13 protein-coding genes and 1 rRNA gene are annotated in these 12,603 nt (G+C 51.8%); all 14 read right to left on the minus strand.

The window, feature by feature from the left end; all coding sequences use genetic code 11:
• Positions 1 to 203, minus strand: a 16S ribosomal RNA gene (locus AC3ZPD_RS22090); the annotation flags it as partial.
• Between the two features lie 459 nt (positions 204 to 662).
• Positions 663 to 2,195, minus strand: a complete 1,533-nt coding sequence (gene lysS, locus AC3ZPD_RS22095; RefSeq protein WP_490986403.1) for a lysine--tRNA ligase — start codon at positions 2,193 to 2,195, stop codon at positions 663 to 665.
• 113 nt (positions 2,196 to 2,308) lie between these two features.
• Positions 2,309 to 2,785 carry a transcription elongation factor GreA gene (gene greA / locus AC3ZPD_RS22100; protein WP_490986404.1) on the minus strand — a complete coding sequence of 159 codons (477 nt, stop codon included), beginning with the start codon at positions 2,783 to 2,785 and terminating at the stop codon, positions 2,309 to 2,311.
• 312 nt (positions 2,786 to 3,097) lie between these two features.
• Positions 3,098 to 4,099, minus strand: coding sequence for a tRNA dihydrouridine synthase DusB (gene dusB, locus AC3ZPD_RS22105; protein WP_490986405.1), 1,002 nt, complete (start codon positions 4,097 to 4,099; stop codon positions 3,098 to 3,100).
• 96 nt (positions 4,100 to 4,195) lie between these two features.
• Entirely contained in the window at positions 4,196 to 4,411 is a 216-nt protein-coding gene (locus tag AC3ZPD_RS22110) for a helix-turn-helix domain-containing protein (RefSeq protein ID WP_490986406.1), read from the minus strand.
• Positions 4,363 to 4,920, minus strand: coding sequence for a 2-amino-4-hydroxy-6-hydroxymethyldihydropteridine diphosphokinase (gene folK / locus AC3ZPD_RS22115; protein ID WP_490986407.1), 558 nt, complete (start codon positions 4,918 to 4,920; stop codon positions 4,363 to 4,365). Before folK ends, AC3ZPD_RS22110 begins: the two co-directional genes overlap by 49 nt.
• Before the next feature lie 9 nt (positions 4,921 to 4,929).
• Positions 4,930 to 5,292, minus strand: a complete 363-nt coding sequence (gene folB / locus AC3ZPD_RS22120; protein WP_490986408.1) for a dihydroneopterin aldolase — start codon at positions 5,290 to 5,292, stop codon at positions 4,930 to 4,932.
• 96 nt (positions 5,293 to 5,388) lie between these two features.
• On the minus strand, positions 5,389 to 6,225 hold the full coding sequence (folP, locus tag AC3ZPD_RS22125) for a dihydropteroate synthase (RefSeq protein WP_490986409.1): 837 nt from the start codon (positions 6,223 to 6,225) through the stop codon (positions 5,389 to 5,391).
• A gap of 3 nt (positions 6,226 to 6,228) precedes the next feature.
• Complete coding sequence (locus tag AC3ZPD_RS22130; protein ID WP_490986410.1) at positions 6,229 to 7,134, minus strand: aminotransferase class IV; 906 nt, start codon at positions 7,132 to 7,134, stop codon at positions 6,229 to 6,231.
• Positions 7,131 to 7,715, minus strand: coding sequence for an aminodeoxychorismate/anthranilate synthase component II (gene pabA / locus AC3ZPD_RS22135; protein ID WP_490986411.1), 585 nt, complete (start codon positions 7,713 to 7,715; stop codon positions 7,131 to 7,133). Before pabA ends, AC3ZPD_RS22130 begins: the two co-directional genes overlap by 4 nt.
• A 15-nt stretch (positions 7,716 to 7,730) precedes the next feature.
• Complete coding sequence (locus AC3ZPD_RS22140; protein ID WP_490986412.1) at positions 7,731 to 9,446, minus strand: anthranilate synthase component I family protein; 1,716 nt, start codon at positions 9,444 to 9,446, stop codon at positions 7,731 to 7,733.
• A gap of 165 nt (positions 9,447 to 9,611) precedes the next feature.
• The gene (cysK, locus tag AC3ZPD_RS22145; RefSeq protein WP_490986413.1) at positions 9,612 to 10,550 is read right to left on the minus strand and encodes a cysteine synthase A; all 939 of its coding nucleotides are present in this window, start codon (positions 10,548 to 10,550) and stop codon (positions 9,612 to 9,614) included.
• 293 nt (positions 10,551 to 10,843) lie between these two features.
• Complete coding sequence (gene hslO, locus AC3ZPD_RS22150; protein WP_490986414.1) at positions 10,844 to 11,728, minus strand: Hsp33 family molecular chaperone HslO; 885 nt, start codon at positions 11,726 to 11,728, stop codon at positions 10,844 to 10,846.
• A gap of 104 nt (positions 11,729 to 11,832) precedes the next feature.
• Entirely contained in the window at positions 11,833 to 12,600 is a 768-nt protein-coding gene (locus AC3ZPD_RS22155; RefSeq protein ID WP_490986415.1) for a type III pantothenate kinase, read from the minus strand.
• Between the last annotated feature and the right edge of the window lie 3 nt (positions 12,601 to 12,603).

A 12,603-nucleotide genomic window follows, 5' to 3' on the forward strand; every position in this document is an offset into this window, starting at 1 on the left:
AAGTCATGCGACTCTCTTGCGTATCCGGTATTAGCTACCGTTTCCGGTAGTTATCCCAGCCTTGCAGGCAGGTTGCCTACGTGTTACTCACCCGTCCGCCGCTAAGTTAATCGGAAGCAAGCTTCCGATTAACTCCGCTCGACTTGCATGTATTAGGCACGCCGCCAGCGTTCGTCCTGAGCCAGGATCAAACTCTCCATAAAAGTGTTTGTTTAGCTCATTTTGAATCTGACGAGATCGGAGCGAAATTCAAATCCACATGGATTTGAATTTCATCCCCAATGTATCTCATTTATTTCTCACTCGTTGTTCAGTTTTCAAAGATCAAACTTTTCATTTCGTTGCTATTTTCGTTCTCAGCAGCAACTCTTATATCTTATCATGTCCGAACCAGCTTTGCAAGCTTTTTATGAAATTCGTTTTTCGACTTCATCAAAAACCTTTATCGCTTGGCCGGAAATATAATATACCACGTGCTCAAGTCATTATGCAAGCATTTTTCTAAAGTTTTTTAATTAACTCTTGCCCCATTAATGAGCACCCATGATCTGAGTGAAAGTATAACCTTAGAGGATACACACTATTCGGCCTTGAGTACAAAAACACAAGAGACCAGCAGGGCTATTCCAGCCCTGCTGGTCTCTTGTTCTCTAACCTTGTCCTTAAGCTTGTTCTCCGGCGCGGGAGCGCATGTGAGGGAACAAAAGCACGTCACGGATCGATGGCGAGTTGGTCAGCAACATCACCAGACGGTCGATACCGATGCCAAGTCCGCCTGTAGGCGGCATCCCGTATTCCAGAGCGCGGATGAAGTCATCATCCATCTCATGGGCTTCATCGTTACCCTGCTCACGTTCAGTCAGTTGCGCTTCAAACCGTTGACGCTGATCGATCGGATCATTCAGCTCGGTGAAGGCATTAGCATGTTCACGCGCTACAATAAACAGCTCGAAGCGATCCGTGAAGCGCGGGTCTTCCGCGTTTTTCTTCGCAAGCGGAGAGATTTCAACCGGGTGGCCGGTAACGAATGTAGGCTGAATCAACGTTTCTTCCACAAACTGCTCGAAGAATGCGTTCAAAATATGGCCGAAGGTCATGTGTTTTTCGACTGGAACTTTATGTTCTGCAGCCAGACGGTGCGCTTCTTCATTTGTCATTTGAACGCCGAAGTCTACGCCTGTAACTTCTTTAACGGCATCCACCATGGATACACGTCTCCACTGCGGTTTAAGATCAACCATATGTCCTTGATATTCGATCGTTTGCGTGCCAAGCACTTCCTCGGCAATATGAGCGACCATATTTTCCGTCAAGGCCATGATGTCTTTATAGTCGGCATAGGCCTCATACAGCTCGATCATGGTGAACTCGGGATTATGGCGCGTCGAAATCCCTTCGTTCCGGTAAACGCGGCCGATTTCATATACTTTCTCCAGCCCGCCGACGATCAGCCGTTTCAGATGAAGCTCGATAGCGATCCGCATATACAGTTCCATATCCAATGCATTGTGGTGCGTAATAAACGGACGAGCCGCGGCACCGCCTGCAATGTTGTGCAGGGTAGGGGTCTCCACTTCCAAATAGCCGAGCGAATCGAGGTAACGGCGCATGGACTGGATGATCCGGGAACGGGTAATAAACGTTTGCTGAACTTCCGGATTGATGATCAGGTCGACATAACGCTGACGGTAACGCAGCTCTACGTCTTTCAACCCATGATACTTGTCCGGCAGCGGGTACAGCGATTTGGACAGCAGTTCAAGGCTGTGTACTTTAATCGTAGTTTCTCCGGTTTTGGTCTTGAACACTTCGCCGCTAACGCCCACGATATCGCCAAGATCAAGCAGATCAAATACGTTGTATTCCACTTCGGAAACGGTATCTTTACGGACATAAATCTGGATTTTACCGGTGAGATCCTGGATGTGGGCAAAACTTGCCTTACCCATAGCCCGTTTAGCCATAATACGGCCCGCGATTTGAACGGAGATTTTTTTCTCCTCCAATTCCTCTTTCGTCAGGCTGTCGTAAGTTCTCAAAATATCGCCGGCGTTATGGGTGCGGTCGAATTTCTTGCCGAAAGGGTCTACGCCCATTCCGCGAAGCTCGTCCAATTTGTCGCGTCTGATTTGCAGCAGCTCACTGACTTCAAGCTCTGAAGCTGCATTTTCCTGGCTTACATTTTCTTCAGTCATTCCTGATTTCAACTCCTTAATTTCATCCTTGCCTAAAGGCCTTAAGAACATCGCTTAAAAAAACAGGGAAAGAAGCTTCCAAAGGGAAGCTTCTTGTTGAAAAATAATCGATCTTATTTCTTAATATCGAGAATTTTGTATTGAATCGTGCCGGCCGGAACGGCTACGTCCACGACAGCGCCTTTAGCTTTGCCAAGGATCGCTTTGCCGACAGGGCTTTCATTCGAAATTTTATTTTGCAGCGGATCGGACTCGGCCGTACCAACGATGACATATTCCATTGTGTCGCCGAACTCGAGGTCTTCAACAATCACGGTAACTCCAACGCTCACGGTATCGGTATCTATATCATCATTGCTGATAATTCGTGCATTACGAAGCATTTTCTCCAAGGTCAAAATCCGGCCTTCGATAAACGCCTGTTCATTTTTAGCGTCTTCGTATTCCGAGTTCTCACTGATATCGCCGTAGCCGATCGCTACTTTAATCCGTTCTGCCACTTCGCGGCGTTTGACGGATTTCAAATTTTCAAGCTCTTCCTCAAGTCTCTTTAGACCGTCCTGCGTTAGAATAACTTCTTTATCGCTCATCTCAACCGATTCTCCTGTCATGGAAAAAATTTTCGCCCTCTGCACCCCAGGTGCCAGGCCTCTTGGACAAGAGCCTATCATCGAGGAGGCAGCAAGCACCAAAGACCGGTGCCGGCCGTGAAGTAATCACGTGTCATTTGAGAATATCATATGCAATGATGCAGAGATGAGAACGCACTCATCTCATGGAAGTAATCTCCAAATGGCGAATTTATACTGAGAAATTATAGGTTAACCTTTGCAAAATGTCAATGACACGTAAAATGAAAACAGCAGGTTTATAACCATGTAAATTCAGGAAATATTCACGGTTTAGGCCGGCTGCATTTTATCCTCGCCCGTTTCCTGAAGCATAGCCACGTATTCCTTAAGAATACGCTCCATTTCGTCCCGTTTGGTCTCTTCCATGATGATGTCTTTAATCCGGGACCCGCCTTTCAGGCCCTTAAGGTACCAAGCGATATGCTTGCGCATCTCTCTGACCGCCACATACTCGCCGCGAAGAGCAACCAGCCGGTCCATGTGTAGAATCGCGATCCGGATTTTCTCTTCCGCGTCAGGTTCCGGCATAAGCACGCCTGTTTTGAGATACTCAATGGTACGATACAGCATCCAAGGGTTGCCCAAGGCTCCACGGCCGATCATGACGCCGTCACAGCCTGTTTCATCCAGCATCCGGCGGGCGTCCTCCGGCGTTGCCACGTCACCGTTGCCGATGATCGGAATGGCCACTGCCTCTTTAGCTTGCTTGATGTAGCTCCAGTCGGCTTTTCCCGTGTAGTGCTGTTCCCGGGTACGGCCATGGATGCTGACGGCCTTGCCGCCTGCGGCTTCAACCGCTTTTACGTTGTCAATGACATAGATATGGTCATGGTCCCAGCCGATTCGCATCTTGACGGTAACCGGCTTTTGAACGGCGGCTACAACAGCCGCGACCATTTCATTGATTTTATTGGGATCCAGCAGCCAGCGGGCGCCGGCGTCGGCTTTTGGCACTTTAGGCGCAGGGCAGCCCATGTTGATATCGATGATATCCGCATTGGTTTCCTGGTCGACCACTTTTGCCGCTTCTACCAAGGCGTCTCTGTCCCCGCCAAAAATCTGCAGGCTGAGCGGCTTCTCGCGCTCGTCCACAAACAACATTTCACGCGTACGCTCGTTGCCGTGCACAATCGCTTTGCCGCTAACCATCTCGGCGCAGACCAGACCGGTGCCAAACTCCTTGGCAATCAGGCGGAATGCCGGGTTGCAGACGCCGGCCATTGGAGCGAGAACAACCTCGTTTTTCATTTCAATATCGCCGATCTTCAGCACTTCTGCTCACCTCTTTGCTCATGGATGATTTGTTGATGAACCTTTGAAAATAAAACCCTCTATCCTGAAACAGCCGTTCCTACCGGCTGTAATCTCTCAAGCCTCGCGCGGTTGGTCTGTAAGCTCCGATACGGAAACGCCCAGATTCTCTGCAATTTTATTTAAAATTTGATCTTCTACGCGGCGGTTACCGCGTTCAATTGCGCCCAGAACCGCCAAAGATATGCCGGTTTCTTCGGCAAACTGGGCCTGGGTGAAGCCTTTTAGTTTTCTGAAGGCGCGGATTCGCTGCGCCAGGTGCATGTTTTCCACAAGCAAATTCCTTTCTTCTCCGGGAGCCGGCTTAATGCCTGATCCAAACTGCCACGGAGGCCTTGCCCTTTCCCGCCGCCTTGCTCCGGAACAACGTCCGCAAGCGGCACGAGCACAAAAGCCCGTTCCATCATCCTTGGATGAGGAAGCGTGAGCTCCGGGGTATCCAGAGTCAAACCATCCATCCAAAGCAAATCCAGATCCACGGTCCGCGGCCCCCAGCGGATGCTGCGCTCGCGTCCCAGCTCTAGCTCCGTCTCCAGCATAAATCCCAAAAGCTCCTGCGGCGAAAGGCTGGTCTCCACGGCGATGGCCATGTTGACGAAATCAGGCTGATCGACGTAACCGACAGGTTCCGTTTCATACATATTCGAGCAGCGCGCAACCGTAATGTGGGGATGAAGATCCAGCTTCCGGATCGCTTCCAGCAGGGTCGCCTCACGGTCCCCCAGGTTGGCCCCCAATGCTATATAAGCCTCTGACAACTCAGAGGACAGGTGGTCATTCATCGTTTATACTCACTTTCTTGTTCTGAACAGTTCAACCGTTACCCCTTCAAAATGAATATCAAACGGCGGATGTGGTTTCGTCAGCTTTACCGTCAACGCATCTATAACAGTATAAGTGTCCAGCAGGTCCGATGCAATATGTTCGGCAAGGGCCTCGATCAGCCTGAAGCTCTTATTCTCAACAATGTCCTTTACCCGTTCATGAATTTCGGCATAATTTACCGTTTTGGTCAAATCGTCGGACTCCCCGGCTGCCCTCAAATCCATTTGCAGCTCGAGGTCTACATAAAACCGCTGGCCCAGCTTCCGCTCCTCTTCAAAAACACCGTGATATCCGTAATACTCCATACGCCGCAGCACCATTTTATCCATACCATACGCCTCCTTGAAAATTTTACTAGTTAAAAATCAACTTTGTTATGTTATAACCGGCTCCAGATGTTATGAAATCTAACTGCATCATAAAAATTAACCGTAAAGCATGGCGTCACACATCAGCGCCGTCTGTTTGATCTCCTTCACATCGTGAACCCGCACGATCTGGCAGCCTTGGGCGATGCCGAACGCGACCGTCGCCGCGGTGCCCATAACCGTTTCCTCAACGGGCACGTCGAGTGCGGTGCGGATGAATCTTTTCCGGGAGGTACCGAGCAGCAGCGGATATCCCATCTCCGCCAGCTTGTCCAGCGAACGCATCGCCTCGAGATTGTGCTCATAGGTTTTGGCAAACCCGATGCCCGGGTCCAAAATAATCTGCTCCGCCTTCACTCCGGCATTTACCGCCAGCTCTATGCTCTGCTGCAGGTCGGACTTCATATCCCGCACAAAATCGCCGTAATCCAGGTTATCGCGGTTATGCATCAGAATAACGGGACAACCAAACTCGGCGGCCACGGCCGCCATAGCCGGATCCTGTTTGAAGCCCCAAACGTCGTTGATGATGTGAGCGCCGGCGAGCAGCGACTGCCTGGCTACCTCGGCCTTGTAAGTATCGATCGAGATCGGAATGTGAGGAACCGCTTCATGAACGGCTCGGATAACGGGCAGCACACGTCGCAGCTCTTCCTCCTGGCTGACGCTTTCGTGTCCGGGCCTTGTCGATTCGCCGCCGATATCAATGAGCTCCGCTCCAGCTTCAATCATCTCTAAGGCATGGGCCAGCGCTTTGTCTACATCGGTATAACGTCCCCCGTCGGAAAAAGAGTCCGGCGTGGCATTTAAAATGCCCATCACCAGCGTACGTGTCCCCAGTTCGAAACTTGCCGGGCCGCAATCGTAGCTTCTTTTATAGATCATCGGATTCATCCTTTAGTACCCTCCTGTTCGTTCCCTGTAGGTTTGGAGCAGCGCGCTTGTTAAAGAACCGACCTTTCCGCCGCCAACCACGGTCACTTGCCCCCCGGTCCCTACGATTCTCGTAACGGGCGTGAGCTCCTGTACCGAGTTGGTCATAAAAATTTCTTCAGCGGCAGAGAGCAGCTCCCCGTCGAACCTCCCCTCCACTACTTCCAAGCCAAGTTCCGCTGCTGATTCGATAACCACTCTTCGGGTGATGCCCGGTAAAATGCCCGTATGTACGGAAGGAGTCAGAAGCTGGCCTTTCGCCAATAGAAAAAGATTGCTGACAATCCCCTCGGCCAGTTTCCCGTCCGGAGTCAGCATCAACCCCTCGGCAGGCAGCTGCTCGGGATTTACGAAACTGCCGTGCTTATGTTCAGCCTCTATCAGCTCCTGCTTCGCCAGTATATTATTCATATAATGGAGCGATTTCAGTCGCACCGGACCTTCCGGCGTGTTGCGCGGAGTCCGGAGGACATACAAAACTTTGCCCTTCGTGTAAAGATCGGCCGAATGCGGCGGCAGAGCTTTGACGTAGATCACCTCTGCCGGATGAGCATAAGGTTCTCCCGGAAGACCGAGCGGCGCTGTTCCTGCCGTGACGGTATAACGAATATAAGCCTCATGCAGCCCATTCGCCTCCATTAAACCTCGGATCAGCGTCTGAATGCGTTCCTGATCCAGCTCAGCCCGGATTCCGATCGCCCTACAGCCCTCGCGCAGCCTGTCCAGATGCTCATTCAGCAAAAAGGGAACCTCGCCGTAAGTACGAAAGGTTTCGAATAGGCCCATTCCGTACAAAAAGCCATGATCCATAACGGATACCATGGCTTTGTCGGCGGGCACGATCATGCCGTTAATGCCGATAAAATTCATATGCTCGCTTCTTTCTTGGTGCGCTTCAGGAAGTTGCGCAAGATTTCATAACCATGATCGGTCACAATCGATTCCGGGTGAAACTGAACGCCTTCCACGTCGAACTCCTTATGGCGGAGGCCCATAATCTCGCCTTCCTGCGTTTCGGCCGTAATCTCCAGGCAGTCCGGCAAAGTATCGCGCTCTACCAGCAGGGAATGATAGCGGGTTGCCGTAAAGGGCGAAGGAAGCCCTTCAAAGACCGATTGCCCTTCATGAAAAATCGGCGACGTTTTGCCGTGCATCAACCGTTCCGCACGGATGACGTTTCCGCCGAACGCCTGGCCTATGGCTTGGTGACCGAGGCATACGCCAAAGATCGGAATCTCTCCCTTAAAACGTTCGATCAGGTCCAGGCTGATCCCCGCCTCATTCGGCGTGCAGGGTCCCGGAGAGATCAGGATATGATCGGGATTCAGCTGCCGAATCCCCTCCAAATCAATCTCATCGTTCCGTTTCACGATAATTTCTTCGCCCAGTTCTCCCAAATACTGCACCAGGTTGTAAGTAAACGAATCGTAATTATCAATCACCAATATCATCTAAGCTCAGCTCCTCTAGTCTACGGCCGTAACCGCCTGTGTGCGGCTCAGTTCGCTATAGCGGACCGCCGCTCTGGCAGCACGGGCCTTATTCTCGCACTCTCTGTACTCTCTATAGGGATCGGAATCAATCACGATTCCGGCCCCAGTCTGGATATGACCGCAGCCATCCTTCACGATCATAGTCCTGATGACAATATTTAATTCCATATTGCCCTGATAGTCAATCCATCCGATCGACCCCGTATAAGGCCCACGCGTAACGGGCTCTAATTCTTCGATGATTTCCATCGTCCGTACCTTCGGTGCTCCGGTAATAGTCCCGCCGGGGAAGGTGGCCGCAATCAAGTCAAACAGGCTGTTTTCTCGGCCAAGTTCACCGTCCACTTGGGAAACCAGGTGCATGACATGGGAGTAATACTCCACCTTAAGCAGCTCGCTGACCCGGACAGTGCCATAAGCGGCTACCCGGCCCAGATCGTTCCGTTCCAGGTCGACGAGCATGATATGCTCGGCGCGTTCCTTCTGGCTCCCCAGCAGCTCCGCAGCCATGGCTGCATCCTCCTCCGCATCTTTCCCGCGCCTTCTGGTTCCGGCGATGGGACGGGCGCCCATACGCCCCTCATGCAGGCTGACCAGCAGCTCCGGAGAACCGGAGACCAGTTGAAAGTCCGGGAAGCGAAGCAGCCCCATATAGGGGGAAGGATTAATGAGCCTGAACCATTCGTACAGTTCTTCGGCCCCGGCCTGAAGCCGGTGCTGGCGGCGCATGGACAAATTCACCTGGAAGACGTCTCCCGCTGCGATATAGGCCTGAATCCGGCGGACAGCCGTCTCGAAATCAGCCTGTCCAAACGACGTAGTCCAGCCTTCTTCGGCCATAGGCGTGCTCAAATCCCAATCCGGGGGAGAAGCCGCAAGCTTCCGGCGGATTTGATGGGTTTCGGAGGCCTCAGCCTGACGCCCCACCTCTTCCCAAAGGTCCAGCATACCTTCGGCTCTGCGGGCAGCCTCTTCATACAGCTTGTACAGATGCTCGGCGGATAGGTGTTCCTCCGCTGGAACAGAGTTGTCCGGAAGGCCGCCCAAGACATCCGTACGCTTCAGCTCGGCCTCGGGGGGCGTTGTTTTTCCAGCTTTCCCTGGTTTGCTTGTTGGCACAGCTCCCGGCCCCGGTTTCTCCTCCTCAATCCCTTGGGCGGCGTCCCTGACCGGCACATGCACCAAGGCATAGACATCCCTGGTTTCGTGATCGTAGATCCAAACCTCCTCCATCCGCATCCAGATATAATCATCCAGTTGAAGATCATCTTCGGCCTGATGGGGGAGCTTCTCCAGGGAACGGGCCACATCGTAGCTCAAATACCCGACAAAACCGCCGCCGAATTTGGGCAGCTCCTGCAGGACGGGAGCGGTGTAAGGCCGCATCCAGCTGTCTAGAATTTGAAGGGGCGGGCCTACGAGCGCCTCTTTATGTTTTTTTTCCACGTGAAACAATTCGGCGGCCCCGCCTTTGCCCCGCAGCACTTCCACAGGGTGAATACCCGCTATCGTATATCGCCCGTCTTTGCCGCTCTCCAGCACAAATGAGTAAGGAGAGGCTTGCTGCCACAAGTGTTCCCAGCTTTGGGGGAGCTGCAACCCTCGACGTTTGACGGCAACGGGCAGCAGTCCCCAACCCTCTTGCCGCCAGGATTTCCATTGATCAAAAGCTGTCAAAACCGTACTCATTTCATCCCCCGTTACGCATTTTCTCTTCGTTATTGTCTGCTAGTATACTAAACGGTTCCGTTCTTGACCAGCCGCTAAAAAGAGACATAGTGAATCAAAAAGTGAATCAAAAAATAAACCCCGCCTTTCCTTATTCAGGATCAGCGGGGCCGAGGAAGGACAGGATTAACCTTCGAAGTTGTAGAGTGGAGTACTCAGGTAACGTTCCCCGTTACTTGGAATAACCGCGATAACACGTTTGCCTTTGCCCAGCTCTTTCGCCACTTTCAGAGCTGCAAATACGGCGGCACCAGAGGAAATGCCGGACAAAATGCCTTCTTCTCTAGCTACGATACGGGCCTGTTCAAAGGCTTCCTCATTCTCAACATGAATGATTTCGTCATAGATTTCTCGGTTCAAAATTTCAGGGATGAAGTTGGCACCCAAGCCTTGGATCTTATGAGGTCCTGGTTTGCCGCCCGATAGGATCGGGGAAGCTGCAGGCTCTACCGCATAGATTTTGATGCCAGGGAAGTTTTGCTTCAGCACCTCACCGGCACCGGAAATGGTGCCTCCTGTACCAATGCCCGCTACAAAAGCGTCCAGCTTACCATCCAGGGAGTTGATCGCTTCCACGATTTCCGGGCCTGTAGTTTCACGGTGGATTTTCACGTTAGCCTGGTTACGGAACTGGTCGGCCAGGAAATAATCCGGATTTTCAGCCAAAATTTCTTCGGCTTTTTTAACGGCTCCGTTCATGCCTTCCGATCCCGGAGTGAGCACCAGCTCGGCACCATAAGCGCGCAGCAGGTTGCGGCGTTCAATACTCATCGTTTCAGGCATAACGATAATGGCTTTATAACCTTTGGCTGCGGCGACAAGCGCAAGACCAATACCCGTGTTGCCGCTGGTAGCTTCCACAATCGTTCCGCCGGGTTTCAAACGGCCCGATTTCTCGGCTTCCTCAACGATGCTATAAGCAATACGGTCTTTAACGCTCGAACCCGGGTTTTGATATTCCAGCTTCACGTAGATTTCCGCGCTATCCTCAGGCACGATACGGTTCAGACGCACAAGCGGAGTGTCCCCAATCAGTTCGATTACGTTGTTTACGATTCTAGCCATAATGTATACCTCCTCAAATTAATAAATAGAAGATAAAATGAATTTTGCTTATCTTTGATGAATTGAATAATACATGCGATTTCAGCAAGAGAAATCCCTGAGAAAAAATAATAGCCAAACTAGAAGCTAAATCCAGGGATTTTATTTCCGAGTTATTAAGTGGGTATTTGTTACTATTATCTTAACAATCTTCGTTATCTCTTGTCAACAATAACCGCTGGAGAACCGGACCGAGTCCGGGTGCCGCAACAAAAAGGCCTCGCTTCATAAAGAAGGAGACCTTTACTAATTGGTTAAGCCTTCGCCTGTTCCAGTAGTTCTCTCATTTGGTTCCCGTTAAACTGATAAGCCTCGCGGCAGAAGTCGCAGACAACCTCCGTCACTTCCTCTTCCTCGATCAAGCGGACCAGTTCCTCTTCGCCCAAGCTGATCAGCGTGCGCTCCACGCGCTCCCGGGAACAGCTGCATTTAAAGGTGATATCCATTTCGCTCATGATTTCCACGTCAGGCAGCAGCCAGCGCAGCATTTCCTCCACGCTCATGCCCTGCTCCAGCAGCGAAGTCACCGGCGGCATTTGCGCCACCGCCTGTTCTATGGTCGAGATTTCGCTGTCTTCCAGACCCGGCAGCAGCTGAATGATGAAACCGCCCGCCACGATAACCGAATTGTCGGTGTCCACCAGCACGCCAAGCCCAACGGCAGAAGGCGTCTGCTCAGACAAGGCAAAATAGTACGTGAAGTCCTCGCCCAGCTCGCCTGAAATAATCGGCACGCTGCCGCGATACGGTTCTTTCAGGCCAAGGTCTTTAGTTACATGGATGAATCCGGTCGTGCCCACCGCACCCGCAACATCCAGTTTCCCCAAACTATTGGCCGGCAAATGAACATGCGGTTCATAAACGTATCCGCGCACCTCGCCTTTGGCGTTGGCATCAACGACGATTTGGCCCAGCGGACCGTCGCCTTTGACCTGAATGGTCAGCCTTTCCTCGCCTTTCAGCATGGCGCCCATCATGGCACCGGCCGTCAGCGTACGGCCCAATGCGGCTGTGGCTGTAGGGTAAGTGTCATGCCGGGAACGAAGCTCCTCAACCAAAGCTGTGGTCCGCACCGCGAAAGCACGTACTTTACCATCCATCGCGATTCCCCGGATTAACCGGTCTTTTTCCTGTTCCATTTGTACATGCCTCCTTCTTCCTTGCAGGGACTACTGGAGCTCGAATCCCGCATCTTCTTATGTGATCTTCCCAAGACTGAATCGTATTAAGTCTTATTATGCCCTCAGGCATTACGCTCGTAAATCAGACGAAGGCCCTCCAGCGTAAGCATCGGATTCACCTCATGGATCGTCTCCGCTTCGCCGGCAATCAGCTCAGCAAGGCCGCCGGTAGCAATCACCTTGGGCGCTGCGTTCATTTCCTTGGCGATCCGGTTAACGATGCCGTCCACTTGACCCGCATAGCCGAAAATAATGCCGGACTGCATGGCATGGACGGTGTTGCGCCCGATTACTTTCTTAGGCTTCTCCAGCTCGATGCGCGGGAGTTTGGAAGCCCGCAGATATAAAGCCTCCGTCGAGATGCCGATGCCGGGCACAATGGCCCCACCCAAATAGTTGTTGTCTGCATCGATGCAATCGAAAGTAGTCGCCGTACCGAAGTCCACCACGACCAACGGCCCGCCTCCATAATGCTCCACAGCGGCCACCGCATTGACAATGCGGTCGGCACCCACTTCGCGCGGGTTCTCATACCGGAGATTAAGCCCAGTTTTGATACCGGGTCCTACGACGAGAGGTTTTTTCTTCAAATAGATTTCGCACATCCGCTCGATCACATGCATCAGCGGCGGAACTACCGAAGAAATGATGACCCCTTCTATATCCCCTACATCAATTTTGGACATTTGAAACAAGTTGTAAATCAACACGCCGTATTCGTCCGTCGTTGCCTGGCGGTTGGTACTGAGCCTGAAATGATGCAGGAGCTCCTTTTTCTCGTATATGCCCAATACGATATTCGTATTGCCTACATCCACCACAACAATCATGGT

The sequence above is a fragment of the Paenibacillus mobilis genome (genome assembly GCF_058267595.1).

Excerpts from the sequence above, each read along its gene's own strand:
- greA (WP_490986404.1), bottom strand. The coding sequence starts at position 2,785 with ATGAGCGATAAAGAAGTTATTCTAACGCAGGACGGTCTAAAGAGACTT.
- cysK (WP_490986413.1), bottom strand. The coding sequence starts at position 10,550 with ATGGCTAGAATCGTAAACAACGTAATCGAACTGATTGGGGACACTCCG.
- folP (WP_490986409.1), bottom strand. The coding sequence starts at position 6,225 with ATGAATCCGATGATCTATAAAAGAAGCTACGATTGCGGCCCGGCAAGT.
- folK (WP_490986407.1), bottom strand. The coding sequence starts at position 4,920 with ATGAATGACCACCTGTCCTCTGAGTTGTCAGAGGCTTATATAGCATTG.
- AC3ZPD_RS22130 (WP_490986410.1), bottom strand. The coding sequence starts at position 7,134 with ATGAATTTTATCGGCATTAACGGCATGATCGTGCCCGCCGACAAAGCC.
- AC3ZPD_RS22140 (WP_490986412.1), bottom strand. The coding sequence starts at position 9,446 with ATGAGTACGGTTTTGACAGCTTTTGATCAATGGAAATCCTGGCGGCAA.
- pabA (WP_490986411.1), bottom strand. The coding sequence starts at position 7,715 with ATGATATTGGTGATTGATAATTACGATTCGTTTACTTACAACCTGGTG.
- AC3ZPD_RS22155 (WP_490986415.1), bottom strand. The coding sequence starts at position 12,600 with ATGATTGTTGTGGTGGATGTAGGCAATACGAATATCGTATTGGGCATA.
- lysS (WP_490986403.1), bottom strand. The coding sequence starts at position 2,195 with ATGACTGAAGAAAATGTAAGCCAGGAAAATGCAGCTTCAGAGCTTGAA.
- folB (WP_490986408.1), bottom strand. The coding sequence starts at position 5,292 with ATGGATAAAATGGTGCTGCGGCGTATGGAGTATTACGGATATCACGGT.
- hslO (WP_490986414.1), bottom strand. The coding sequence starts at position 11,728 with ATGGAACAGGAAAAAGACCGGTTAATCCGGGGAATCGCGATGGATGGT.